This is a genomic window from Paracoccus xiamenensis (assembly GCF_011308835.1).
In the GTDB taxonomy this organism is placed as follows: Bacteria; Pseudomonadota; Alphaproteobacteria; order Rhodobacterales; family Rhodobacteraceae; genus Paracoccus; species Paracoccus xiamenensis.
Genome location: NZ_JAAOHY010000001.1, coordinates 297,974 through 321,709 on the forward strand (window position 1 = coordinate 297,974; position 23,736 = coordinate 321,709).

Annotated in this window: 24 protein-coding genes; 15 read left to right on the forward strand and 9 right to left on the reverse strand. The window is 64.7% G+C overall.

Annotated features, from left to right (window positions below; translation table 11 throughout):
* Nucleotides 1–12 precede the first annotated feature (12 nt).
* The 5 genes from G7044_RS01520 to G7044_RS01540 form a co-directional block, all read right to left on the reverse strand.
* Nucleotides 13–1,017, reverse strand: coding sequence for a branched-chain amino acid ABC transporter permease (locus tag G7044_RS01520; RefSeq protein WP_166324930.1), 1,005 nt, complete (start codon nt 1,015–1,017; stop codon nt 13–15).
* Complete coding sequence (locus tag G7044_RS01525) at nt 1,017–1,520, reverse strand: hypothetical protein (protein WP_166324933.1); 504 nt, start codon at nt 1,518–1,520, stop codon at nt 1,017–1,019. Before G7044_RS01525 ends, G7044_RS01520 begins: the two co-directional genes overlap by 1 nt.
* Before the next feature lies 1 nt (nt 1,521).
* A complete protein-coding gene (locus G7044_RS01530) occupies nt 1,522–2,352 on the reverse strand; it encodes an ABC transporter ATP-binding protein (protein ID WP_166324936.1) in 831 nt (276 codons plus the stop codon).
* Nucleotides 2,349–3,131, reverse strand: coding sequence for an ABC transporter ATP-binding protein (locus tag G7044_RS01535; protein ID WP_166324939.1), 783 nt, complete (start codon nt 3,129–3,131; stop codon nt 2,349–2,351). Before G7044_RS01535 ends, G7044_RS01530 begins: the two co-directional genes overlap by 4 nt.
* A gap of 143 nt (nt 3,132–3,274) precedes the next feature.
* Entirely contained in the window at nt 3,275–4,456 is a 1,182-nt protein-coding gene (locus tag G7044_RS01540) for an ABC transporter substrate-binding protein (RefSeq protein ID WP_166324942.1), read from the reverse strand.
* Between the two features lie 176 nt (nt 4,457–4,632).
* Here G7044_RS01540 and G7044_RS01545 point away from each other — a divergent pair, with 176 nt between their 5' ends.
* The gene (locus tag G7044_RS01545; protein ID WP_166324945.1) at nt 4,633–6,042 is read left to right on the forward strand and encodes a class II 3-deoxy-7-phosphoheptulonate synthase; all 1,410 of its coding nucleotides are present in this window, start codon (nt 4,633–4,635) and stop codon (nt 6,040–6,042) included.
* A 163-nt stretch (nt 6,043–6,205) separates the two neighbouring features.
* Here G7044_RS01545 and G7044_RS01550 read toward each other — a convergent pair whose 3' ends face one another.
* Nucleotides 6,206–6,847 carry a thiamine phosphate synthase gene (locus G7044_RS01550; protein WP_166324949.1) on the reverse strand — a complete coding sequence of 214 codons (642 nt, stop codon included), beginning with the start codon at nt 6,845–6,847 and terminating at the stop codon, nt 6,206–6,208.
* A gap of 96 nt (nt 6,848–6,943) precedes the next feature.
* On the opposite strand from G7044_RS01550, the gene G7044_RS01555 reads away from it, so the two are divergent.
* From G7044_RS01555 to G7044_RS01595, 9 genes are read left to right on the forward strand one after another with little or no spacing between them, the layout of a single operon-like run.
* Nucleotides 6,944–7,684: an RNA methyltransferase gene (locus G7044_RS01555; RefSeq protein WP_166327238.1), complete on the forward strand. Its 741-nt coding sequence runs from the start codon at nt 6,944–6,946 to the stop codon at nt 7,682–7,684.
* Nucleotides 7,685–7,716: 32 nt separating this feature from the next.
* Entirely contained in the window at nt 7,717–7,899 is a 183-nt protein-coding gene (locus G7044_RS01560; RefSeq protein WP_166324952.1) for a hypothetical protein, read from the forward strand.
* Nucleotides 7,899–9,182: a UDP-N-acetylglucosamine 1-carboxyvinyltransferase gene (gene murA / locus G7044_RS01565; RefSeq protein WP_166327240.1), complete on the forward strand. Its 1,284-nt coding sequence runs from the start codon at nt 7,899–7,901 to the stop codon at nt 9,180–9,182. The genes G7044_RS01560 and murA overlap by 1 nt, the downstream gene beginning before the upstream one ends.
* A complete protein-coding gene (locus G7044_RS01570) occupies nt 9,175–9,654 on the forward strand; it encodes a DUF2948 family protein (protein ID WP_166324955.1) in 480 nt (159 codons plus the stop codon). Before murA ends, G7044_RS01570 begins: the two co-directional genes overlap by 8 nt.
* Nucleotides 9,651–10,187, forward strand: a complete 537-nt coding sequence (locus G7044_RS17915; RefSeq protein WP_166324958.1) for a GNAT family N-acetyltransferase — start codon at nt 9,651–9,653, stop codon at nt 10,185–10,187. Before G7044_RS01570 ends, G7044_RS17915 begins: the two co-directional genes overlap by 4 nt.
* Before the next feature lie 47 nt (nt 10,188–10,234).
* The gene (gene hisD, locus G7044_RS01580; RefSeq protein WP_166324961.1) at nt 10,235–11,548 is read left to right on the forward strand and encodes a histidinol dehydrogenase; all 1,314 of its coding nucleotides are present in this window, start codon (nt 10,235–10,237) and stop codon (nt 11,546–11,548) included.
* A complete protein-coding gene (locus G7044_RS01585) occupies nt 11,545–12,030 on the forward strand; it encodes a UPF0262 family protein (protein ID WP_166324964.1) in 486 nt (161 codons plus the stop codon). Before hisD ends, G7044_RS01585 begins: the two co-directional genes overlap by 4 nt.
* Before the next feature lies 1 nt (nt 12,031).
* Nucleotides 12,032–12,493 (forward strand): arsenate-mycothiol transferase ArsC, encoded by a 462-nt coding sequence (locus tag G7044_RS01590; protein ID WP_166324967.1) that lies wholly within the window; start codon nt 12,032–12,034, stop codon nt 12,491–12,493.
* A gap of 38 nt (nt 12,494–12,531) precedes the next feature.
* Nucleotides 12,532–13,725 (forward strand): acetyl-CoA C-acyltransferase, encoded by a 1,194-nt coding sequence (locus G7044_RS01595; protein ID WP_166324970.1) that lies wholly within the window; start codon nt 12,532–12,534, stop codon nt 13,723–13,725.
* A 411-nt stretch (nt 13,726–14,136) separates the two neighbouring features.
* On the opposite strand, the gene G7044_RS01600 is transcribed toward G7044_RS01595, so the two are convergent.
* On the reverse strand, nt 14,137–14,475 hold the full coding sequence (locus G7044_RS01600) for a hypothetical protein (RefSeq protein ID WP_166324973.1): 339 nt from the start codon (nt 14,473–14,475) through the stop codon (nt 14,137–14,139).
* A 507-nt stretch (nt 14,476–14,982) separates the two neighbouring features.
* Complete coding sequence (gene edd / locus G7044_RS01605; RefSeq protein ID WP_166324976.1) at nt 14,983–16,785, reverse strand: phosphogluconate dehydratase; 1,803 nt, start codon at nt 16,783–16,785, stop codon at nt 14,983–14,985.
* A 127-nt stretch (nt 16,786–16,912) separates the two neighbouring features.
* On the opposite strand from edd, the gene G7044_RS01610 reads away from it, so the two are divergent.
* The 5 genes from G7044_RS01610 to pgi all read left to right on the forward strand — a co-directional run bounded on the left by G7044_RS01610 (nt 16,913) and on the right by pgi (nt 22,477).
* Nucleotides 16,913–18,109 carry an RSP_2647 family RNA methyltransferase gene (locus tag G7044_RS01610; protein WP_166324979.1) on the forward strand — a complete coding sequence of 399 codons (1,197 nt, stop codon included), beginning with the start codon at nt 16,913–16,915 and terminating at the stop codon, nt 18,107–18,109.
* The gene (locus tag G7044_RS01615) at nt 18,109–18,660 is read left to right on the forward strand and encodes an RSP_2648 family PIN domain-containing protein (RefSeq protein WP_166324982.1); all 552 of its coding nucleotides are present in this window, start codon (nt 18,109–18,111) and stop codon (nt 18,658–18,660) included. The genes G7044_RS01610 and G7044_RS01615 overlap by 1 nt, the downstream gene beginning before the upstream one ends.
* Nucleotides 18,661–18,751: 91 nt before the next feature.
* Entirely contained in the window at nt 18,752–20,197 is a 1,446-nt protein-coding gene (gene zwf / locus G7044_RS01620) for a glucose-6-phosphate dehydrogenase (protein WP_166324985.1), read from the forward strand.
* Nucleotides 20,194–20,865, forward strand: a complete 672-nt coding sequence (gene pgl / locus G7044_RS01625) for a 6-phosphogluconolactonase (RefSeq protein WP_166324988.1) — start codon at nt 20,194–20,196, stop codon at nt 20,863–20,865. Before zwf ends, pgl begins: the two co-directional genes overlap by 4 nt.
* Nucleotides 20,855–22,477 (forward strand): glucose-6-phosphate isomerase, encoded by a 1,623-nt coding sequence (gene pgi, locus G7044_RS01630; RefSeq protein ID WP_166324991.1) that lies wholly within the window; start codon nt 20,855–20,857, stop codon nt 22,475–22,477. Before pgl ends, pgi begins: the two co-directional genes overlap by 11 nt.
* A gap of 34 nt (nt 22,478–22,511) precedes the next feature.
* Here pgi and G7044_RS01635 read toward each other — a convergent pair whose 3' ends face one another.
* Nucleotides 22,512–23,735, reverse strand: a complete 1,224-nt coding sequence (locus tag G7044_RS01635; RefSeq protein WP_166324994.1) for an MFS transporter — start codon at nt 23,733–23,735, stop codon at nt 22,512–22,514.
* Nucleotide 23,736 lies beyond the last annotated feature (1 nt).

Below are 23,736 nucleotides of genomic sequence, written 5' to 3' on the forward strand. Positions count from 1 at the left end.
GATCAGACCCCCTTAATAGGCTTTGCCGCGGAACAGGCCGGTCGGCCGGAACAGCAGCACCACGATCAGAATGACGAAGCTGACCGCGAATTTATACTCGGTGGACATCAGCTGCAGCATCGCCGAGCCGGTATCGAAGCCCAGATATTCCGCAACCTTTTTCCAGGGATAGGTGATCGCAACCTCGGAAAAGGCCACGATGAAACCGCCGGCAATGGCGCCGATCGGGCTGCCCAGACCGCCGACGATGGCGGCGGCAAAGATCGGCAGCAGAATCTGGAAGTAGTTGAACGGTTTGAACGCCTTGTCGAGCCCATAGAGCGCGCCGGCGATGGTTGCCAGCGCCGCCGCGATGATCCAGGTCATGCGGACGACGCGTTCGGGGTCGATCCCCGACAGCAGGGCCAGATCCTCGTTATCGGAATAGGCGCGCATGGCCTTGCCCGAACGGGTCCGGTTCAGGAACCAGAACAGCGCCCAGACCACCAGCACCGCCACCACCAGCGTGATCAGCTGGGTCGTGCGCAGTGCCAGGCCTTCGGTCAGGCCGGTCCATTCGCGAAAGCTGCGCACGTCGATCACGAAGCGCGCGCCATCGTCAAAGCGGATCTCGTCCACGCCGATCAGCACACGGGTCAGGCCGTTCATGATGAACATGACCCCGACCGAGGCCATGACCAGGATGATCGGGTCGGATTTCTTCTGCCGGTAATAGCGGTAAACCACCCGGTCCGTGCCAAGGGCCAGCAGCGCAGTGGCGGCGATGCCGAAGGGCAGGGCCAGCAGGGCCGTGGGCAGCGGATAGATGCTGACCCCGATCGCCTGCAGGGCCCAGGTCGCGAAGATGGTCATCGCGGCGCCAAAGGCCATCGTGTCGCCATGGGCGAAGTTCGAAAACCGCAGGATGCCATAGATCAGCGTAACCCCCAGCGCGCCAAGCGCCAGCTGCGCGCCGTATGCGGCGGCGGGGATGAAGACGAAGTTCAGAAATGCCACGAGGGCGTTCAGGATATCCATTATTGGGCGACCTCGCAGGTGCCGACATAGCTGATCGCGTGGATCGGATCGGTCAGATGGGTGGTATAACGCGCCTCGCCGTTGGCGAGGATGGTCAGCAAGCGCTGACCGGGCGGCTCGGTCGTGGTCGAGGATGCCAGGATGCTGCCATTGTTCAGCACCGCCGAAAACGCCAGCGATTCGGCATCGTCATCCCATTCCGCCTCGGCCATTCCGGCACCGTCACTGATGACTGTCAGCCGACCGGCAAAGCCAGATTCGGCGCATTCGGCATCAACGCATTCCGTCTGGAAACTGCAGCTCATCGCGGTTGCTGTTGCATCGGGTACGCCGCCATCCGGGGCGACATCCGAAATCGCGGGGATCTGGTCCACCGGCGCCTGACCGCCGGGTGGCAGGTCTTCGACGGTGGTCGGGGGCAGGGGCTCATCCGGGGCCGCATCCTGTGCAAAGACGGGCAGGGCCAGCAAAACTGCGGCAATGGTCAGGGGCAGGCTTTTCATGTCAGCCCCCCAGGAAGGTGCGGCGCACCTCTTCATTTTCCATCAGCTCCTTGCCGGTGCCGGTATGGGCATTGGCGCCCTGGACCAGAACATAGGCCTTGTCGGCGATGTTCATGGCCTGCTTGGCGTTCTGTTCGACCATCAGCACCGGCAGACCGCCGCGGGCGATGGCGATGATGCGGTCAAAAAGCTCGTCCATGACGATGGGGCTGACGCCGGCGGTGGGTTCGTCCAGCATCAGCAGGCTGGGCCGGGTCATCAGCGCGCGGCTGACCGCGACCTGCTGACGCTGCCCGCCCGACAATTCGCCCGCCGCCTGCTTGCGCTTGTCGGCGACGGCCGGGAACAGCTCATAGACCTGTTCCATCGTCTCGCGAAAATCGTCCTCGCGGATGAAGGCGCCCATTTCCAGGTTCTCCTCGACCGTCATCGAGGGGAAGATGTTGTTGACCTGCGGCACGAAGCCCATGCCCGCCTTTACCCGGTCCTGCGGGTTCAGCTGGGTGATGTCGCGCCCGTTCAGCCGGACAGAGCCTTCGCGCAGGTTCAACATGCCGAACAGCGCCTTCATCGCGGTCGATTTGCCAGCCCCGTTCGGGCCGACGATCACCGCGATCTCGCCCTGTTCGACGGCAATGGTGCAATTGTGCAGGATGTCGGGACCGCGACCATAGCCGCCGGTCATGTTTTCACCGATCAGGAAGGGGTCGCCCGCCTTGCCCACGCCCGTCGGACCAGAGCGGCGGGTGCCGTCAACCTCGCCCCGGCCCTTGGTGTTCACGATAGAGGCGTCGCGGTTGCCGCGCCCGCCAAAAGTGTTGCTGTCGCTCATGCGCCGACCATCTCCTTGTTCTTCAGGCCGCGGCCCAGATAGGCCTCGATGACGGCTTCGTTCTGCATGATGCTGTCGGCGCTGCCTTCGGCCAGAACCTTGCCCTCGGCCATGACGATGACCGGGTCGCAAAGCTTGCCGATGAAATCCATGTCATGTTCGATGACGCAGAAGGTATAGCCGCGTTCCTTGTTCAGCCGCACGATGGCGTCGGCAATGGTCATCAGCAGCGTGCGGTTCACGCCGGCGCCGACCTCGTCCAGAAAGACGACCTTGGCATCGACCATCATCGTCCGGCCCAGCTCCAGCAGCTTTTTCTGACCGCCCGACAGGTTGCCGGCCTTTTCATCGGCCACATGGCTGATGGTCAGAAAGTCCAGCACCTCGTCGGCCTTCTGGCGCAGGGCCTTTTCTTCGTCGCGGATGCGGCCGCGCGCAAACCAGGTGTTTGCCAGCGTCTCGCCGGTCTGGCGTGGCGGGACCATCATCAGGTTCTCGCGCACCGTCATGGACGCAAATTCATGCGCCAGCTGGAAGGTGCGCAGCAGGCCCTTGTGGAACAGATCATGCGGGGGCAGCCCGCTGATATCCTCGCCATCCATGATGACGCGGCCCGAAGTCGGCGCATAAACACCGGCTATGACGTTGAATAGTGTTGATTTTCCTGCGCCGTTCGGACCGATCAACCCGGTGATCGAACCGGTCTCGATGGTCAGATTGGCGCCGTCTACGGCGGAAAAGCCGCCAAATTTCTTATGCAGGTTCTCGACCCGGATCATCACGCCCCCTGTCGCGTCAGATCATGTCAGTATCAGGCGCTTGCCTTTGTTGTCTGTCGGCCATTCTACACCGATCTTGCGCAAGGCACCCTTACAAAAAGGCCCGGCGCATGGGGCGCCGGGCCAAGTTCGATGTCAGACGATCAGTGGAAGCCCACGACTTCCAGCTTGCCGTCCTTGATGGTGGTTTCGCGGAACGACCCGGCGCTTTCGCCCGGCTCGACCAGTTCCACCGACGAGGCGCCGACATAGTCGATGTCGGTGCCGGCGGCCAGCAGCTCCAGGCCCTTGGCCAGTTCGCCCGGCAGGATCTGTTCGCCCGGCGCGTTGGCGACTTCCATCACCTTGTCCTTGGCAGCAGCCGGATCCGACGATTTCGCGGCCTGCATGGACAGCAGGATCAGCGCGGCGGCGTCATAAGCCTCGGCCGAGTAGGGCGAGGAGGGGTCGAAGCCGGCTGCGGCGGCCAGTTCCTCGAACTTGGCGCGGCCGTCGCCTTCGGCGGCCGGGTTGATGCCGATCGAGCCTTCGATGCCGGTGCCAAAGCGCGAAACCAGCGCCTCGCCGATCATGCCGTCCGGGAAGATGAACTTCTCGAAGGCGCCGGTATCCAGCGCGCCCTGGGTCACGCCCGAACCGCCCTGGTCGACGTAACCCACGACTGCCAGCGCGTCGCCGCCAGCGGCGGCCAGTGCGGCAACCTCGGCCGAATAGTCGGCCTTGCCGTCGTCATGCGCGGCCGAGGTGGTGACGGTGCCGCCAGCCGCTTCGAACGCAGCCTGGAAGCTGTCGGCCAGACCCTTGCCATAGTCGTTGTTGGTATAGGTGATGGCGACCGATTCGATGCCCTGCGCCTTGGCCAGCTCTGCCATGACTTCACCCTGACGCGCGTCCGAAGGCGCGGCGCGGAAGAACAGGCCCTGATCTTCGATGGTCGACAGCGCCGGCGAGGTGGCCGAGGGCGAGATCATCATCACGCCATTCGGAATCGCCACACGTTCCAGCGTCGCGATGGTTTCGCCCGAGCACTGCCCGCCGACCAGAACCTTCACGCCATCGGCGATCTGACGTTCTGCCGCCGCGACCGAGGCAGCGGCGTCGGTGCAGGTGGTGTCCGAACGCGAGGTGGTGACGGTCGAGCCGTCCATCAACTTGCCGGAATCGCTGACTTCCTTGGCAGCGGCCTCGGCCCCGGCGGCGATATTCGGCGCCATGGATTCCAGCGGCCCGGTAAAGCCCAGGTGCAGGCCCAGCTTGACGTCTTCGGCGCCTGCGGCCCCGGCAAGAAGCGCGGTGGCGGCGGAAGCGAGAAGCAGACGTTTCATATTGTTATTTCCCCTGTTGGTCTTGTTGGTGGGGGCGAGGTTAGCGAAGCAGCCCCGCAAAAGTAAAGGCAATTGTCGTATAGGTCGGGCGCGGTTCTGGCGGCGGAACGGCTGGGCTTCCGCTTGGGCGGCTTCGGGCCTATATACATGCACGAAACACTCAGGAGAGCCTCGCCATGACGCAGGATCAGCGCACGACCCCCGCCGCAACCCAGAACTGGGAAAAAGCCGGCTGGCGCGCCTATCCGCGCATCCAGATGCCGGATTATCCCGACACTGCCGCATTGAACGCGGTCGAGGCGCAACTGGCCAAATATCCGCCGCTGGTATTTGCCGGCGAGGCGCGCCGGCTGCGCGCCCATCTGGCCGATGTGGCGGCGGGCCGCGCGTTTCTGTTGCAGGGCGGCGATTGCGCCGAAAGCTTCGCCGAATTCAGCGCCGACAACATCCGCGACACGTTCAAGGTGATGTTGCAGATGGCGGTTGTGCTGACCTGGGGCGCCCAGCTTCCGGTGGTCAAGGTTGGCCGCATGGCCGGCCAGTTCGCCAAGCCGCGCAGCGCCGGCACCGAAACCGTGGGCGGGGTCGAGCTGCCCAGCTATCGCGGTGACATCATCAACGGCTTCGACTTCACCGCCGAGGCGCGGATTCCCGATCCTCAGCGGATGCTGTCGGCCTATACTCAGGCCGCAGCCTCTCTGAACCTGCTGCGCGCGTTTTCGACCGGCGGCTATGCCGATATCCACCGGGTGCAAAGCTGGATCGCCGATTTCACCTCGGGTCCCGAGGCGCAGCGTTACCGCGACATTGCCGACCGGATCAGCGATGCGATGGCCTTCATGCAGGCGGCGGGGGTGACCTCGGAAACCGCGCACGAATTGGGGCAGGTCGAATTCTATACCAGCCACGAAGCGCTGCTTCTGGAATATGAACAGGCGCTGGCGCGTACCGATTCGACCACTGGGCTGCCGGTGGCCGGTTCGGGTCACATGATCTGGATTGGCGACCGCACCCGGCAGCCGGACGGGGCGCATGTGGAATTCGCCCGCGGCGTGCAGAACCCGATCGGTCTGAAGACCGGCCCGTCGACCACGGCCGAGGATCTGAAGGTGCTGATGGCCAAGCTGAACCCGGAAAACGAAGCCGGCCGGCTGACGCTGATCGCGCGTTTCGGGGCGGGCACCGTGGGCGATCACCTGCCGCGCCTGATCAAGGCCGTGCAGGAAGAAGGGGCCAACGTCGTCTGGTCCTGCGACCCGATGCACGGCAACACGATCAAGTCGGCCTCTGGCTACAAGACCCGGCCCTTCGAATCGGTGCTGCGCGAGGTGCGCGAGTTCTTCGCCGTCCACAAGGCCGAGGGCACCATCCCCGGCGGTGTGCATTTCGAGATGACCGGCAAGGACGTCACCGAGTGTACGGGCGGTGTACGCGCTGTGACCGACGAAGATCTGTCGGATCGCTATCACACCGCCTGCGACCCGCGCCTGAATGCCAGCCAGTCTCTGGAACTGGCCTTCCTGGTGGCCGAGGAGTTGCGCGCCCGTCGCGTCGCCGAACCGAGCCGTCAAACCAAGGCCGGCTGATCGGCGGGATCGGACAGGCCGGGGGCGCTGCCCCCGGACCCCCGGGATATTTGAACCAGAATGAAAAAAGGGGGCGGTCCTGGCCCCCTTTTCTTAATGGTCGTGGTGGTCCGAGTGCTGAGGTGGCGTATCGGATATTTTATGCAGTCTGTTGATTTAGTTGTTATTTGTCCTGGCGCCACAGGTGGGACAGCGCGTCCATCGGGTCTTCCTTGGTCCAGATCTCGGGGCCGATCGCGAAGAAGTCGGTAATCGGGGCCAGCTTGCCGATCAGCACCGCGTCAAGTCCGCCTTCGGCGACGATCGGCACCTCGATCATCTCGGACCACCAGGCAAAGATATCCAGCGGCGCTTCTTCGCCCGTTCCCAGTCCGGTGGCACCGACGGGGCCGAAGCTGACATAATCGGCGCCGGCTTCGGCCGCGCTCATCCCGTCATGGCGCGAGGCACCGCAATAGGCGCCGACGATGGCGTCCTCGCCCAGTTCCTTGCGGGCATAGCGGACCTGCTTGGCGCCGCTGGTCAGATGCACCCCGTCCAGCCCGTGGCTTTGCGCGATCTGGATATGGTCTTCGATCACCACGGCGACATCATGGGCATGGGCAATGTCGCGCACCACATCGGCCATGCGGCCAAGGCGCGCTTCGTCGCCCGCACCGGGGATGCGGATGCAGGCGACCTGATAGCGTTCCAGCAGCTCGGCCAGGCGCGGGCCATAGGCATCCGGGTCGGCACCCACCGGGGCAATCAGGTAAAGCTGCGGGGCGCTGGGTGCATCGTCGGGCGTGGCGGGCAGGTCAGTCATGGCATTATCCTTGTTTGCCCTTGCCATAGCAGCGCAAACCCCATCATGCCAGAGTTTCGCTTGCGGGACGGCCTGCCGGGCGATAACAGCCGCGGCATGTCTGACAATGCGCCCCAACCCGTCATCATCCTGACCCGCCCGCAGATGGGCGAGAACATCGGCGCCGCCGCTCGCGCCATGCTGAATTTCGGCCTGACCGAGATGCGGCTGGTCGCGCCGCGCGACGGCTGGCCCAATCCGCGCGCCGTGGCCATGGCCTCGGGCGCCGCGGGGCAGGTGCTGGACCGGGCGCGGGTCTTCCCGACGCTGGCCGAGGCGATGGAGGGCATCACCTATGCCTTTGCCACCACCGCGCGCGGCCGCGAACTGACCAAGCCCGTCTTTACCCCCGCGACTGCGACAGCGCAGGGCCGCGAGGAGATTGCGGCAGGCGGGCGCGTCGCCTTCATCTTCGGTCCCGAACGCGCGGGGCTGGAAAATGATGACATCGCGCGGGCTAATGCGATCCTGACGGTGCCGGTGAACCCGGACTTTCCGTCGCTGAACCTTGGTCAGGCGGTGCTGCTGCTGGGCTATGAATGGGCGCAGGGGCGTCTGCCGGATCAGCCGATGCCGACCGGACGGCGACCCGTGGGCGAGGTTGTGGCCGACCGCGTGGAAATCGAGAAGCTGGCCGATCACTACGAGGCAAAGCTGGAAGAGGCCGGTTATTTCTTCCCGCCCGAAAAGGCCCCAAACATGCAGCTCAACCTGCGCAACCTGTGGTCGCGGATGGCGCTGACCAAGGCGGATGTGCAGGTGCTGCACGGGATGCTGCGTCAATTGACCCGGCGCTAGACCTCGCCGGGGCAAAGCGCTAACAGAACCGAATGTGCAAAAGCCGCAAACCCGATGCCAAGACGCCCAACAGCCGCGAAGACCGGCTGGGCGCGGCGCTGAGAGCCAACCTGGCCCGGCGCAAGGCGCAGGCGCGCGGGCGTGCGGAACAGGCAGAGCAGCAACAGGAACAGGACGGCCCGGAAACCGGGGAAGCGTCCGGAAGCGAGGAATGATGGATCAGATCATCGTGCAGGGCGGTGGCGCGCTGTATGGCGAAATCCCGATCACCGGGGCCAAGAACGCCTGCCTGACGCTGATGCCGGCGACGCTTTTGACCGACGAGCCGCTGACGCTGACCAACGCGCCGCGCCTGTCGGACATCACCACGATGACCGACCTGCTGGGCTCGCTCGGGGCCGAGGTGGTGTCGATGCAGGACGGTCACGTGCTGGCGATGTCCAGCCATGACCTGACCAGCCAGACGGCCGATTACGAGATCGTGCGCAAGATGCGCGCCTCGATCCTGGTGCTGGGCCCGCTTCTGGCGCGCTTCGGTCATGCGGCGGTCTCGCTGCCCGGCGGCTGCGCCATTGGCGCGCGCCCCGTTGACCTGCACCTGAAAGCGTTCGAGGCGATGGGGGCCGAGCTGGACCTGCGCGACGGCTATGTCCATGCCAAGGCGCCAGCGGGTGGGCTGCGCGGCGCGGTGATCGACTTCCCCATCGTCTCGGTGGGCGCGACGGAAAACGCGCTGATGGCGGCGACGCTGGCCAAGGGTACGACGGTCCTGAAAAACGCCGCGCGCGAACCAGAAATCGTCGATCTGGCCGAATGCCTGCGCCGCATGGGTGCGCAGATCGAGGGCGAGGCCAGCGGCACCATCACCATTCAGGGCGTCGACGCATTGCATGGCGCGACCCACCCGGTCGTCACCGACCGGATCGAGCTGGGCACCTATATGCTGCTGCCGGCGATCTGCGGCGGTGAGGTCGAATGCCTTGGCGGCCGTCTGGACCTGCTGGAGGCCTTCGCCGCCAAGCTGGACGAGGCCGGCGTCTCCGTCACCCAGACCGAACGCGGCATCAAGACCAGCCACAAGACCGGCCGGGTCCGCGCCGTCGACGTCATCACCGAACCCTTTCCGGGCTTCCCGACCGATCTTCAGGCGCAGATGATGGCGCTGATGTGCACCGCCGAAGGAACCTCGGTGTTGGAAGAAAAGATATTCGAGAACCGTTTCATGCACGCCCCGGAACTGTCCCGCATGGGCGCCCGGATCGAGGTCCATGGCGGCCATGCCACCGTCCACGGCGTCGACAAGCTGCGCGGCGCGCCGGTGATGGCGACCGATCTGCGCGCCTCGATCAGTCTCATCCTCGCCGGTCTGGCTGCAGAAGGCGAAACCGTGGTCAGCCGCGTCTATCACCTCGATCGCGGTTACGAACGCGTGGTCCGCAAGCTGCGCGGCGTCGGCGCGAACCTGAAACGCATCAAGGAGGCCCATCCCGATGAGTGACGCCAGCTTTCACGATGTTGACCCCGGCCCGCTGATGCTGCGTGCCGAAGGGGCCGAGGATGTCGCCGTCCTGTCCATGCTGGTACAGGACGCGGTACTGACCGCCGCGGATATCACCTTTGACCGCAAGCGTCGCCAATTGGCCATGCTGATCAACCGCTTCCGCTGGGAAGACGCCGAGGCAGCAGCGCGCGAGGGCCGCGATTTCGAACGCGTCCGCGCGGTGCTGGTGGTGTCAGACATCACCGGCATTCGCAGCGATGGCATCGACCGGGGCGATAGCGATGAGGTGTTGTCGCTGCTGGCGATGACCTGGGTGCCGGGCGACGATGGCACCGGGCGGCTGCAACTGGATTTCGCCGGTGACGGCACCATCCAGATTGACGCTGAAACCGTCGCCGTCGACCTGCGCGACGTGACCCGGCCCTATGCGGCGGTCTCGGGTCATATCCCGCATCACGACGACGCGTGACCACTGCCCCGATCCGCCTGTGGCAATTGACCCCTGACCGGGCGGCTGAATGGATGGCCATCCGGCTGGAGGCGTTGCGCACCGCGCCGGAGGCCTTCGGTTCCAGCATCGACGACTGGGACGGCCGCCCGCTGGAAGATTTCGCCGCAAGGTTGGCGGGGTGCAGCATGTGGGCGGCGGGCACCACGCCCGGCCAACCGCAGGCGGTGGCAAGCTGGGAGCCCGATATGTCGCCCGCCGAACCGGATCTGGGCTGGGTCATGTCGGTCTATGTCCGGCCGTCGGCGCGCGGGCAGGGTCTGGGTGATGCGATCTTTTCCCGACTAATCGCCGATGCCGCGCGTGCCGGCATGACCCGGTTGGGCCTGCATGTCGGCCAGAACAACCTTGCCGCGCAGGCGCTTTACGAACGTGCCGGTTTCGTCGCCACGGGCGGCCCGCCGATGCGCAACGAACGCGGTTTCTGGGAAATTGAGATGCGCCGCATGCTGCGCCCGTCCTTGCGCTACCGCCTGCGGGCGCTGCGCGCTTGAGCATGGCGCGGCGGCCCGCTAGACAGTCTTCGCAGAAGGAGCCGCACATGCCCGTCGAACTGACCACCGCCGCAGCCGATTTCGAAGCCGCCTTTGCGCGGATGCTGTCTGCCAAGCGCGAGGATTCGACCGATGTGTCCGACACCGTGGCCGCGATCATCGCCGATGTGCGGGCGCGCGGCGATGCGGCGGTGATCGACTATACCGCGCGCTTCGATCAATTGCCGCTGACGCCTGAAACGCTGCGCTTCTCGGCGGCGGAAATCGCCGAACAGACGGCGCGGGTCGCGCCCGAAGATCGCGCCGCGCTGGAATTGGCCGCCGAACGGATCCGCGCCTATCACAGCCGCCAGATGCCCAGGGACGAAAGCTGGACCGATGCGGCGGGGGCAACGCTTGGCTGGCGCTGGGGGGCGGTTTCGGCGGCAGGGCTGTATGTGCCGGGCGGGCAGGCCAGCTATCCGTCCTCAGTCCTGATGAACGCGATCCCGGCCCGTGTGGCGGGGGTGGGGCGGTTGGTCGTCTGCGTGCCGACCCCGCGCGGTGAGGTCAATCCGCTGGTCCTGCTGGCTTGCGAGCTGGCGGGCGTGGATGAAATTTACCGCATCGGCGGCGCTCAGGCGATTGCGGCGCTGGCGTATGGCACCGCGACCATTGCGCCCGTCGACAAGATCACCGGGCCGGGCAATGCCTATGTCGCGGCGGCCAAGCGGCAGGTCTTCGGGCGTGTCGGCATCGACATGATCGCCGGCCCGTCCGAGGTGCTGATCATCGCCGATGGCGACCAGAACCCCGACTGGCTGGCGCTGGATCTGATGGCGCAGGCCGAACATGACGCCGACGCCCAGTCCATCCTGATTACCCCCGATCCGGCCATGGCGCGCGCGGTTGCCGCCTCGGTCGAGGCGCTGATCCCGACCCTGCCGCGCGCCGAAATCGCCGGCGCCAGCTGGCGCGACTATGGCACCATCATCGTGACCCGTGATCTGGACGAGGCGGCCGCGCTGTCCGACCTCATCGCGCCGGAGCATCTGGAACTTTGCGTGTCCGACCCCGAAGCGCTGGCGGAAAAGACCCACCACGCGGGCGCGATCTTCCTTGGCGCCTACACGCCCGAAGCCGTGGGCGATTATGTCAGCGGCCCGAACCATGTGCTGCCGACGGCGCGCTCGGCCCGGTTTTCATCGGGTCTTTCGGTGATGGATTTTCTCAAGCGAACCACAGTGGCGCGGCTGACGCCGGCGGCGCTGGCGGCCATCGGGCCGTCGGCCGTGCGGCTGGCGGAATCGGAAGGGCTGCAGGCGCATGGCCGATCGGTTTCTGCCCGGCTGGCGGGTTTGAATGACAGGAGCGGCGCATGAACGCGAACCGGATTTCCCGTATCAATATCGACGACAGCGCCATCCCACCGGCCTCGGCCATGGTGATCCAGGAACGCAAGGTCGCCATTTACGACCTTCTGGAGGAAAACAATTTCGACCTGCCGGGCCGCGACGGCCAGCCCGCGCCAACCGGCCCCTATGCGCTGCTGCTGGCAATTCGCGACGGTCGGCTGGTCTTCGACATCTCGACCGAAGGGGGCGAGAAGGTGGGCGAATTTCACCTGTCGCTGGGACCGTTCCGGCAGGTGGTCAAGGACTACTTCCAGATCTGCGCCAGCTATTACGACGCGGTGAAGACCATGCCCCCCGCCCAGATCGAGGCGATCGACATGGCCCGGCGCGGCATTCACAATGAGGGCGCGCGTACGCTGCAGGAACGGTTGGAGGGCAAGGCCGAGGTCGACACCTATACCGCGCGCAGGCTGTTCACACTGATCTGCGCGCTGATCCCGCAGGGCTGACATGGCCGGGCAGATCCCTCATTCCATCCTGTTCTGCTGCGACCACAATGCCGTCCGCTCACCCATGGCCGAGGGGATGATGAAGAAACTCTATGGCCATGCCGCCTATGTGCAATCGGCGGGGGTCAAGAATGACCTGGAGATTGACGGCTTCGCCGTCGCGGTCTGTCAGGAATGGGGGATCGAACTGTCGCGCCACCGCTCGCGCAGTTTCGAAGAGATGCAAAGCTGGGGCGATGATCTGGGCAGCTTCGATCTGGTCGTGGCGCTGTCGCCCGCGTCCCAGCGGCAGGCGATGGAACTGACCCGCCACGCCCATCTGGATATCGAATACTGGCCGGTCATGGATCCGACCGGCCTGGCCGAGGGCCGCGAGGCCGTGCTGCAGAAATACCGCGAGACGCGCGACATGATCCGCGCCCGCATGATTGACCGCTTCGGCCCGCCGACCGCGGCCGTCTGATGCCCGCCCCTGCGGGCCATGTTTCTAGGGAGGAAACCATGTCCGACACCCACGATCCCGTTGTCATCGTCGATTTCGCTCGCACGCCGATGGGCGGCTTTCAGGGCGATTTCGCCGGCGTGACCGCGGCCGAGCTGGGCGCGACCGCCATCCGCGCCGCCGTCCATCGCAGCGGCCTGCGCCTCGACATGGTCGACGAGGTCATCATGGGCTGCGTCCTGCCCGCCGGGCAGGGGCAGGCGCCGGCGCGGCAGGCAGCGCTTGGCGCGGGTCTGCCTGTGGGCACCGGGGCCACGACCATCAACAAGATGTGCGGATCGGGCATGAAGGCGGTGATGCAGGCCCATGACGCGATCCTTGCCGGCAGCGCCGATATCGTCGTCGCAGGCGGAATGGAAAGCATGTCGAACGCGCCTTACCTGCTGCCGAAGGCGCGGGGCGGGATGCGCATGGGTCACGGTCAGGTCATGGACCATATGTTCCTGGACGGGCTGGAAGACGCCTATGACAAGGGCCGCCTGATGGGCACCTTCGCCGAGGATTGCGCCGGCGCCTATGGTTTCAGCCGCGAAAAGCAGGACGATTTCGCCATCGCCTCGCTGACCCGCGCGCGCGACGCGATTGCGGGCGGGCACTTCAAGGCCGAAATCGCGCCTGTCACCGTCACCACCCGCAAGGGCGAGGTGGTGGTCGACACCGACGAACAGCCCGGCAAGGCCAATCCCGCGAAGATCCGCGACCTGAAACCCGCTTTCCGCAAGGACGGGACGGTGACAGCGGCGAATGCCTCGTCGATCTCGGACGGGGCGGCGGCACTGGTGCTGATGCGGCTCAGCCGGGCCAAGGCGCTTGGTCTGGTGCCGCGCGGCGTGATCCGGGGGCATTCGACCTTTGCCGACAAGCCCTCGCTGTTCCCGACCGCCCCGGTCGGCGCGATGAAGAAGCTGGTCGAGCGCGTTGACTGGACCTTCCCCGAGACCGACCTTTTTGAGATCAACGAGGCTTTCGCCGTCGTCACCATGGCCGCGATGCACGACCTGCACCTGCCGCATGACAAGGTGAACATCCACGGCGGCGCCTGCGCGCTTGGCCATCCCATCGGCGCATCTGGCGCGCGGGTGTTGGTCACGCTTCTGGCGGCGCTGGAGACGCATGGCATGGACAAGGGTATGGCGTCCCTGTGCATCGGCGGCGGCGAGGCGACGGCGATGGCGGTAGAGCGGTTTGCGTGAGGGGGGCGGGATAGGCGAAGGCTGTTCGTAAGGGTGGTTTTTAAAGCCGAAGGCTGGACTGACGGGTAGGCGCAATGTCGGCTTCGCAGCCCAATCTGACAGATGCCGCGTTGTATACGAATGTCCGCTTATTTAAGGGCTGCCACAACGCATAAATATCAAGCTGCGTTTGACCAGAATGCAAAGCGTCAATTACGCCATTGTTTTAAATAAAAATTTAATCAATTATATGGATGAAAATACCGCTTGCGCAATTTTACTTTCCTGTGCGTAAGCCGCGAGGACCTGCCTCAAGTTGTTGTTCGAGAACTTTAGGTGCTGATTGGACCCGACCACGGCACGTTGTTCAAATAGAAAAACAAAATCCCCGCTCTAGCAGAGCGGCCTCGCCAAAGTTAATGAAACTTCAACTTATTTTTGCGTTATCAACAGGGTGGTTGGGTCGCCAAATGATGAAAAACCGGCCTTAACGGCATAGATGCATTCTTCCTTCGTCAAAATAATAGTCGGTTTTTCCAAGAACGCGAGAGCCAATCCGGCATCTGGTGCAGGCTGTGGAAGACTTATAGGATTATGGCGATATTCTGCCGGGACTTCATCCACCTCAACACAACTGAGAATGACAACTGTCTCGGCGTCCACGGTTACCTCGGGCGGCCTTACTTCGAAGACCTGTGCATGCAACGCAACTGGCAAGCTAGTCAACACTGCAAAAAACAAGCAAGAAGCTTTCATTTCGGCATGCTCCATTCGTTGAACCCATCAGACTTCTAACGCTCAGTCTTAACGGATCATCAAAGTCGAACTATTGGCCATTTAAACATTGCAGCCGGTATTGCGTCAATATCCATCTCAGATTCAGATTTTTGGAGTGCGCAATCAACGTCGTGGAGAGTAGCCGTGGTGCTGGCTCGCGCCAATTAATTTCTCGCGTGCGTATTGTCTGGCATCTCCCTGCTTCGGCCGATCTTCCAGGTTGCCCGGATCTGCGACTAATCTTTTAAACAGGGCCGCCGATTGTGAATTTGTACGGCGAGGTCGTGCCAGTAGTCGAAAGGGTGCCGAGGGAATATTCACCGACTACTCTGACGAGCCTCTCAAGTAATTCCGCACAACTACGGTTCATTGGACGGAGGGGACTTTGACCATCAGAAGCAGTCATTGGCGCAGCCGCGGCGAAACGGCGCGTGCGTCCCGCACAGCTCACATTCGGACAGATGGTGCCCTCGCGCCGTGTCGCCCGGGGCCGGCCCGCAGTCACACGATCCCGCAGGCCCCTTCCGTCGCATCCCCCGCTGCCGCGCGGAACAGGCCGAACATCTCGCGGCCCATGCCGAAATGGTTGTGGCTCAGGTCGATGCTGACCGGGTCGCGGGCGTCGAAATCTTTGGCGAGGCAGTCGATGGTGCCGTTGACCGCGTCCAGCCGGATCATGTCGCCATCTTGAACGCGGGCCAAGGGGCCGCCATTTGCGGCCTCGGGGGCCAGATGGATCGCCGCCGGCACCTTGCCGGATGCCCCCGACATCCGCCCATCCGTCACCAGCGCCACGCGCAGGCCGCGATCCTGCAGGACCGCAAGGATCGGGGTCAGCGAATGCAGCTCGGGCATGCCATTGGCGCGCGGACCCTGAAAGCGGACGACGACCACGGTGTCGCTGGTGAACTCGCCCGCCTTGAAGGCGGCCTTTACCTGTTCCTGATCGGTGAAGACGCGGGCAGGGGCCTCGATGATGTGACGCTCGGGTGCGACGGCACTGGCCTTGATGACGCCGCGGCCCAGATTGCCGGCCAGCTGCTTCAGCCCGCCGGTCGGGGCGAAGGGATCCGAGGCCGGGCGCACGATCTTTTCGTTCAGCGATTCGCGCGGGCCGTCCTCCCACTGGATGCGGCCGTCTTTCAGCTTGGGTTCGGTGATGTACCGCTCCAGCCCGCCGCCGGCGATGGTGCGCACGTCCTGATGCAGCAGCCCGGCCTCCAGCAGGTGGCGGATCATATAGCCAAGCCCGCCCGCCGCGTGGAAATGGTTCACATCGGCCAGCCCGTTCGGATAGACCCGCGCCATCAGCGGCACCGAATCCGAGATGTCGCTGAAATCCTCGATATCGACCAGAACGCCCGCCGCCCGCGCCATGGCTGGCAGGTGCAGCACCAGATTGGTCGAGCCGCCGGTCGCCATCAGCCCGACGATGCCGTTGACGAAGGCGCGTTCGTCCAGAACCTCGCCCACGGGCAGGAATTCGTTGCCAAGGCGAGTGATCGCGGCGGCGCGTTCCACCGCCGCGCCAGTCAGCGCGTCGCGCATTTCGGTATTGGGGTTTACAAAGCTGGCGCCCGGAAGATGCAGGCCCATGAATTCCATCAGCATCTGGTTGGTATTCGCGGTGCCGTAGAAGGTGCAGGTGCCCGGTGCGTGATAGGATGCCATCTCGGCCTCCATCAGCTTGTCGCGGCCGACCTCGCCGCTGGCGAATTGCTGGCGGACCTTGGATTTTTCGTCATTGGGCAGACCCGAAGGCATCGGCCCGGCCGGCACGAAGACCGAGGGCACATGCCCGAAAGTCGCGGCCGCGATGATCAGTCCCGGCACGATCTTGTCGCAGACGCCCAGATACAGCGCCGAATCGAAGGTATCATGCGACATGGCCACGCCTGCAGCCAGCGCGATCACGTCGCGGGAAAACAGCGAAAGCTCCATCCCGGCGCGGCCCTGGGTGACGCCGTCGCACATGGCCGGCACGCCGCCCGCGACCTGCGCGGTGGCGCCATGACGTGCGGCATATTCGCGAATCAGGCCCGGATAGCGCTCGTAAGGCTGATGCGCCGACAGCATGTCATTATAGGCGGTGACAATGCCGAGATTGGGCTTGCGGCCATGGGCCAGTTCTTCCTTGTCGGGCATTGCCGCATAGGCATGGGCCTGATTCCCGCAGGAAAGATGCGCGCGGCGCGGCCCTTCTTCGGCGGCTTTGGCGATCCGGTCCAGATAGGCTGCGCGGCTGTGCAGCGAACGGTTGCGGATGCGGTCGGTGACGCGGTCGATGGTGGCGTGCAGGGTCATGGCTGGCCTCCTGATGTCGGGATGATCTCGGTATACACTGTTAGCGGTAACGGCGCAACGGGGGTTGGATACTCTTGCCGCGGGGGCGGGGGCGTGCCACATCGGGCGCGACTGAAAGGATACCTCCATGACGAGCTTGCCCGTAATCCGCCTGCGTCCCAAGACCAAACCTCAGGCGATCCGCCACGGCTTCCCCTGGGTCTTCGCCGATGAGGTCGTCGCCGACCGCCGTACCCGCGCCATCCAGCCGGGAAGCTTCGCCGTGTTGGAGGACCCCGAACGCAAGCCGCTGGCACTGGTGACGGTGAACCCGAACTCAAAGATCATCGGCCGGGTCATGGACGCCGATCCCGAAGCGCGGATCGACCCGGAATGGCTGCGCGCCCGGCTGACGCGAGCCCTGGCGATGCGCGAGCGGTTGTATGACGCGCCATTCTATCGGTTGGTTCATGCCGAAGCCGATGGCCTGCCGGGGCTGATCGTTGATCGCTTTGGCGACACTGCGGTGATGCAGCCCAACGCCGCTTGGGCCGACGCCATGGCTGCGCAGATCGCCGATGCATTGGTCGCCGTCGCAGGCGTCAAAACCGTGGTGCTGAACGGACAGGGCCGGGCCCGCAGCCTTGAAGGTCTGGATGAGCGGACCGAGGTCATCGTCGGCAGCGCGCCCACCGCGCCGATCGAGGTGCCCATGAACGGGGCGACCTATATGGCCGATGTGATGGGCGGCCAGAAAACCGGACTGTTCTATGACCAGCGGCCGAATCATGCCTTTGCGCAGCGGCTGGTTGGTGGTGGCCGGGTGCTGGACGTGTTCAGCCATGTCGGCGGCTTTGGTCTGGCCATGCTGGCGGCGGGGGCGGACCACGCGACCTGCATCGACGGATCCGAACCCGCGCTTGCGCTTGCCCGTAAAGGTGCCGAGGCGATGGGCAAGGCAGATCAACTGGAAACCCGGCGCGAAGATGCCTTTGCTGCCCTGGAAGCGCTTGCGGCAGAGGGCGCGCAGTTCGATGTCGTGATCTGCGATCCGCCGGCCTTCGCGCCGTCAAAGCAAGCACTGGAAGCAGGTCTGCGCGCCTATGAACGCGTGGCCAAGCTGGCCGCGCCGCTGGTGGCACCTGGGGGCTATCTGGGCCTGTGTTCCTGCAGTCATGCGGCGGATCTGACCAGCTTCCGCAACGCTTCGGCCCGTGGCATCGGGCGGGGCGGACGGCGCGGGCAACTGATCCACAGCGGGCAGGCGGGGCCAGACCATCCGACCCTGCCGCAGTTGGCCGAAACCGGCTATCTGAAGGCGCTGTTCTTCCGGCTGGACGGCTGATGACAGGGCCGCAGACTGCCGTTCTGGACGCGAATGTGCTGTTCCCGACCGTCCTGCGCGAAATCCTCGCCGATGTCGCGCAGGCCGGGCTGTTCCGCCCGTTATGGTCGGCACGCCTCCTTGAGGAATGGCGCCGCGCCGCCGCCCGGCAAGGCGAGGATCTGGGCAGCATTGCCAGCGCCGAAATCGCCCTGCTGACCGAACGCTTCCCTGCCGCCCTCGCCGATGAGGCGGGTCATCGCAGCGCCGGGCTGGATCTGCCCGATCCCGACGACGCCCATGTGATCGAGGCAGCGCTGAACGGCGGCGCGCAGATCATCGTGACCGTCAATCTGCGCGATTTTCCGCGCAGGGCTTTGGCGGCCGTGGGGCTGCAGGCCGTCCATCCCGACGCATTCCTGACCGATCTGTGGGCCCATGACCCCGATCCCGTGGCCCATGCTGCCCATGCCGCCCATGCCAAGGCCGTGGCGCTTGGCGGGCAAATCGAATTTCGTGCGCTGATGAAACGCGCGCGACTGCCGCGATTGGGACGAGCCCTTGCGCGCTGATCCGCGGTCGTGCACCGTTCCGCCACAGTCAGCAGACTTGCTGATACCGCTAACATCGGTTAGTCAAACTTCGATTTCTCAGGAGGTGCCCATGGTAGTGCGTGTCATTCCCGTTGATGATTTCGACCTGGTGATTTTTGGCGCAACGGGCGATCTGGCCCGGCGCAAGATCCTTCCGGGCCTGTATCGTCGCTTTCTGGCGGGGCAGATGCCGTCTTCCGCGCGGATCATCGGGGCGGCGCGCTCTGACCTGACAGAGCAGCAGTTCCGCGATGAAACCCGCGCCGCGATCGACGAATTCGCGCCCGGCATCGACACCTCGCAGTTGGAGGCGTTTCTGGCTGAACTGCATTACGTCGCCATTGACGCCAAGGGCACCGGCGGCTGGGAAAAGCTGAAAGAGATCATGCGCCCGGGCGTGGTGCGGGCCTTCTATTTCTCGGTCGCGCCGTCGCTGTTCGGGGATCTGGCGCAGCGCCTCTCGGATTACGGGATCGCCGATGGCGAAAGCCGGATCGTGGTGGAAAAGCCCTTTGGGCGCGATCTGGAATCGGCCCGTGCGCTGAACGACGTGCTGGCACGCCATTTCGCCGAACGTCAAATCTACCGGATCGACCATTATCTGGGCAAGGAAACCGTCCAGAACCTGATGGCCGTGCGCTTCGCCAATATCCTGTTCGAACCGCTTTGGAACGCGCAATATGTCGACCACGTTCAGATCACCGTGGCCGAAACCGTGGGCGTCGGCGGGCGCGGCGGCTATTACGACCAGTCCGGTGCGATGCGCGACATGGTGCAGAACCACCTGATGCAGCTTCTCTGCCTGATCGCGATGGAGCCGCCGTATCACTTTGATCCAAACGCCGTCCGCGATGAAAAGCTGAAGGTTATCCGCGCCTTGGAGCCGGTATCTGAAGCTGAAATCGTGCGCGGCCAATACCAGGCCGAAAACGGCACGCAGGGCTACCTGGACGATGCCGAAAACCCCGACAGCCGCACCGAAAGCTTCGTGGCGCTGAAGGTCCGTATCTCGAACTGGCGCTGGCAGGGCACGCCCTTCTACCTGCGCACGGGCAAGAAACTGCGCGCCCGCACCAGCGAGATCGTCATCACCTTCCGCGAACCGCCGCATTCGATCTTTGACGAAAGCAGCCAGAAGCCGAACCAGCTGGTCATCAAGCTGCAACCGGATGAAGGCATGATCCTGACGGTGATGATCAAGGAACCCGGCCCCGGCGGCATGCGCCTGATGCAGGTGCCGCTGGACATGTCCTTTGCCGATGCGGTCGGCCCCGAAGGCGTCGACATGCCCGATGCTTACGAACGCCTGATCATGGATGTGATCCGGGGCAACCAGACCCTGTTCATGCGCGGCGACGAGGTTGAAGCCGCCTGGGCCTGGGCCGATCCGATCATCAAGTCATGGGAGGCCGGAAAGGCCCGGCCCGAACCCTACGACCCGGGCTCCTCCGGCCCCGAAGAAGCCTTGCGCCTGATGCATCGCGACAATCGTCGCTGGCGGGAGATCCGGGCATGAGCGCCGAGATCGTCACCTATCCCGATGCCGAGCTGATGGCGCTGTCGCTGGCCGACCGCATCGCGGGCGAGTTGCGGGTGAATCTGGACGCGCAGCGCCCGGCCAGTCTGTGTGTGCCGGGCGGCTCTACCCCTGCGGGGATGTTTCGGGCGCTTTCGGGCCTGCCGCTGGACTGGGACAAGGTCACGGTGTTCCTGAACGATGAACGCTGGGTGCCGGGGGATAACCCGCGCTCGAACTCGGCCATGCTGCGCAAGTCGCTGCTGGTGGGTCCGGCAGCGGCGGCAACCTATCTGGATCTGTATACCGGCGATCCGACGCCCGAAGGGGCGGCGCCGGCGCTATCCGAACAGATCAAGCCGCATTTGCCGATCACCGTCCTGGTGCTGGGCATGGGTGATGACATGCACACGGCCAGCTTGTTCCCCCAAGCCCCGGGGCTGGAGGCGCTGCTGGCCAGCGACGCGCCCCCGGTCATGGCGGCGGCAGGTGGGGCGGAACCCCGCATCACGCTGACCGCGCCGGCGCTGCAATCGGCGCTGAATATCCACATCATGATCAAGGGCGCGCAGAAACGCGCCGCCCTTGAAGCTGCGACCGGGGCCGACCCGGTCACGGCCCCGATTTCAGCCTTCCTTCGCAACGCGGTGGTGCATTATGCCGAATGACCTTTCCCCAGTCTGGACCCGCCTTCACGCCAGCCTGCCCTCGGGCGAGCGGCGGATCACCGATCTGTTCGACGCCGATCCGGAACGCGCGCAGGAATTTACCGTGCGCGCTGACGGGCTGATCTTCGACTATTCCAAGACCAATATCGACGCGACCAGCCGGGCAGAGTTGCTGGAGCTGGCGCAGGGCGTTGCCGCCAAGCGTGACGCGATGTTCGCCGGCGACCGCATCAACGAGACCGAGGACCGTTCCGTCCTGCACACCGCCCTGCGCAATTACGACAGGCCGCTGGCGGTCGAAGGCAAGGATATCAGCGTCGAGGTTTCGGCCACGCTGGACCGCATGGCGGCATTTGCGGCGGCGGTGCGCGATGGCAGCTTCAAGGGGCAGGGCGGCAAGATCACCGATGTGGTCAATATCGGCATTGGCGGCTCGGACCTTGGGCCGAAAATGGTGACGATTGCGCTGTCGCCCTATCACGACGGGCCGCGCACGCATTTCGTGTCCAATGTGGACGGCGCAGATATTGCCGATGTGCTGGCCGGGCTGAACCCGGAAACCACGCTGGTGATCGTGGCCTCGAAAACCTTCACCACCATCGAGACGATGACCAACGCCCAGACCGCGCTGGATTGGATGAAGGCTTCGGTCAAGGATCCGGCGGCGCAATTCGCGGCGCTGTCCTCGGCGACAGACAAGACCGCCGCCTGGGGCATTGATGACGCCCGCGTTTTCGGATTCGAGGATTGGGTCGGCGGGCGTTATTCGGTTTGGGGACCGATCGGCCTGCCGGTGATGATCGCCATCGGGCCGGAAAATTTCCGCGAGTTCCTGCGCGGGGCAGCCGCGATGGACGCGCATTTCCGTACAGCGCCGCTGGCGCAGAACATGCCCGTCATGCTGGCGCTTGTCGGCATCTGGCACTACCAGATCAATGGCTATCCGACCCGCGCGGTGCTGCCCTATGACAACCGCCTGTCGCGCCTTCCGGCCTATCTGCAACAGCTGGAAATGGAATCGAACGGCAAGCGCGTCGATATGGACGGCAACGACCTGCCGCGCCCCTCTGGCCCCGTCGTCTGGGGCGAACCCGGGACCAATGGCCAGCACGCATTTTACCAGCTGATCCATCAGGGCATGCAGGTCGTGCCCTGCGAGTTCATCGCCGCCGCACGCGGCCATGAACCGGGCCTCGACAACCACCATAAGCTGCTGCTGGCCAATTGCCTTGCCCAATCCGAGGCGCTGATGCGCGGCCGCAGTCTGGATGCCGCCCGCGCCTTGATGGAAAAGAAAGGGCTGACCGGCGATGAACTGGAGCGTCAGGCCCGCCACCGCGTCTTCCCCGGCAACCGGCCGTCAACCACGCTGCTGATCGAACAGCTGACGCCCTTCACGCTGGGTCAGATCGTGGCGCTGTATGAACATCGCGTCTTCGTCGAAGGGGCGATCTTCGGCATTAACAGCTTTGACCAATGGGGCGTGGAGCTGGGCAAGGAACTGGCCTTGACGGTTGCACCGCTGTTGGATGGCAAGGACGCGCCCGGCCACGATCCATCGACGCTCGCCTTGGCAGGTGACATCCTGAAAATGCGCGCAGCCTCAGTGTGACAAATACCTTGAGGACCGGGGCGAAGTCCGGTCCTCAGGCCGCCTTCGGGCGCAGGACCAGCCAGATCAGCGCACCGCCGGCCAGGACTAGGAATGGCACCATGGCCAGGTTGACCGCGCTCCACCCCGCGGCCGCATCGGTGACGCCCGCGCAGTTCATCAACCCGCCCGATGACAGCGAGGCCAGGAACACCCCGCCGAACACCACCAGATCGTTCACCCCCTGAATGCGGGCGCGTTCCTGCGGCGGGCTGGCGCGGGTCAGCATGGCGGTGGCACCGATAAAGCCGAAGTTCCAGCCGATGCCCAGCAGGATCAGCGCGGCAAAGAACTGACCCAACGCGACCCCGCTCAGCGCCACGGCACCAGAGGCGGCAAGGATCGTCAGGCCAAGGCCGACGATCACCGGCGCGCCAAAGCGCGCAATCAGATGGCCGGTGAAGAACGAAGGAATGAACATCGCCAGCACATGGGCCGATACGACATTGGCGGCGTCATTGCTGCTCATCCCGCAGCCGACCATGGCCAGCGGGGTGGAGGTCATGACCAGGTTCATCAGCGCATAGCTGACCATGCCACAGACCATCGCCACGGCAATGACCGGGTCACGCAGGATCTGCCCGATGGGGCGACCCGGTTGACCCGCCTGCGCGGTGGCCTGCTGCGGCTTTGGAATATCCAGCGCCATGAACAGCCACAGCCCGACAAGGTTTAGCCCAACGATTGCAAGATAGCTGGCCATGAAAGGCACCGCCGTCAGCTCGCCCGTTGCGCGCACCAGTGCCGGCCCGATGATCGCCGACAGCAGCCCGCCCGCCATGACCCATGAAATCGCCTTGGCCTCGAAAGCCTCGGGCGCGGTATCGGTCGCCGCGAAACGGTAAAAGCCTTGCGCTGACATATAGATGCCGGTCAGGCCAGAGCCGAGCATGAACAGCGCGAAACTGCCAAGCGCCATCGCGACAAAGCATATGGCCGCCCCCAGTGCCCCCGCCAGCACCGCCAGCTGAAATCCGGCCCGGCGGCCATGGCGTTGCATGAAGCCCGCCAGCGGACGCGCCGTCAGTGCCGATCCCAGCACGATCATCGACAAGGGCAGGGTGGCAAGGCAGGGATTGGGGGCCAGCGTCTGCCCGACCAGCCCGCCAAAGATGAAGATCATCGACATCTGGGCGCCCAGAAGCGCCTGTGCGGTGACCAGCACCGCCAGATTGCGCTGCGCCTGCCGCAGCATGTTCGGGGCAGGCGCGTCAGTCATG

Coding starts and splice junctions, on each gene's coding strand:
- G7044_RS01520 (WP_166324930.1), bottom strand. CDS start 1,017: ATGGATATCCTGAACGCCCTCGTGGCATTTCTGAACTTCGTCTTCATC.
- G7044_RS01525 (WP_166324933.1), bottom strand. CDS start 1,520: ATGAAAAGCCTGCCCCTGACCATTGCCGCAGTTTTGCTGGCCCTGCCC.
- G7044_RS01530 (WP_166324936.1), bottom strand. CDS start 2,352: ATGAGCGACAGCAACACTTTTGGCGGGCGCGGCAACCGCGACGCCTCT.
- G7044_RS01535 (WP_166324939.1), bottom strand. CDS start 3,131: ATGATCCGGGTCGAGAACCTGCATAAGAAATTTGGCGGCTTTTCCGCC.
- G7044_RS01540 (WP_166324942.1), bottom strand. CDS start 4,456: ATGAAACGTCTGCTTCTCGCTTCCGCCGCCACCGCGCTTCTTGCCGGG.
- G7044_RS01545 (WP_166324945.1), top strand. CDS start 4,633: ATGACGCAGGATCAGCGCACGACCCCCGCCGCAACCCAGAACTGGGAA.
- G7044_RS01550 (WP_166324949.1), bottom strand. CDS start 6,847: ATGACTGACCTGCCCGCCACGCCCGACGATGCACCCAGCGCCCCGCAG.
- G7044_RS01555 (WP_166327238.1), top strand. CDS start 6,944: ATGTCTGACAATGCGCCCCAACCCGTCATCATCCTGACCCGCCCGCAG.
- G7044_RS01560 (WP_166324952.1), top strand. CDS start 7,717: ATGTGCAAAAGCCGCAAACCCGATGCCAAGACGCCCAACAGCCGCGAA.
- murA (WP_166327240.1), top strand. CDS start 7,899: ATGGATCAGATCATCGTGCAGGGCGGTGGCGCGCTGTATGGCGAAATC.
- G7044_RS01570 (WP_166324955.1), top strand. CDS start 9,175: ATGAGTGACGCCAGCTTTCACGATGTTGACCCCGGCCCGCTGATGCTG.
- hisD (WP_166324961.1), top strand. CDS start 10,235: ATGCCCGTCGAACTGACCACCGCCGCAGCCGATTTCGAAGCCGCCTTT.
- G7044_RS01585 (WP_166324964.1), top strand. CDS start 11,545: ATGAACGCGAACCGGATTTCCCGTATCAATATCGACGACAGCGCCATC.
- G7044_RS01590 (WP_166324967.1), top strand. CDS start 12,032: ATGGCCGGGCAGATCCCTCATTCCATCCTGTTCTGCTGCGACCACAAT.
- G7044_RS01595 (WP_166324970.1), top strand. CDS start 12,532: ATGTCCGACACCCACGATCCCGTTGTCATCGTCGATTTCGCTCGCACG.
- G7044_RS01600 (WP_166324973.1), bottom strand. CDS start 14,475: ATGGAGCATGCCGAAATGAAAGCTTCTTGCTTGTTTTTTGCAGTGTTG.
- edd (WP_166324976.1), bottom strand. CDS start 16,785: ATGACCCTGCACGCCACCATCGACCGCGTCACCGACCGCATCCGCAAC.
- G7044_RS01610 (WP_166324979.1), top strand. CDS start 16,913: ATGACGAGCTTGCCCGTAATCCGCCTGCGTCCCAAGACCAAACCTCAG.
- G7044_RS01615 (WP_166324982.1), top strand. CDS start 18,109: ATGACAGGGCCGCAGACTGCCGTTCTGGACGCGAATGTGCTGTTCCCG.
- zwf (WP_166324985.1), top strand. CDS start 18,752: ATGGTAGTGCGTGTCATTCCCGTTGATGATTTCGACCTGGTGATTTTT.
- pgl (WP_166324988.1), top strand. CDS start 20,194: ATGAGCGCCGAGATCGTCACCTATCCCGATGCCGAGCTGATGGCGCTG.
- pgi (WP_166324991.1), top strand. CDS start 20,855: ATGCCGAATGACCTTTCCCCAGTCTGGACCCGCCTTCACGCCAGCCTG.
- G7044_RS01635 (WP_166324994.1), bottom strand. CDS start 23,735: ATGACTGACGCGCCTGCCCCGAACATGCTGCGGCAGGCGCAGCGCAAT.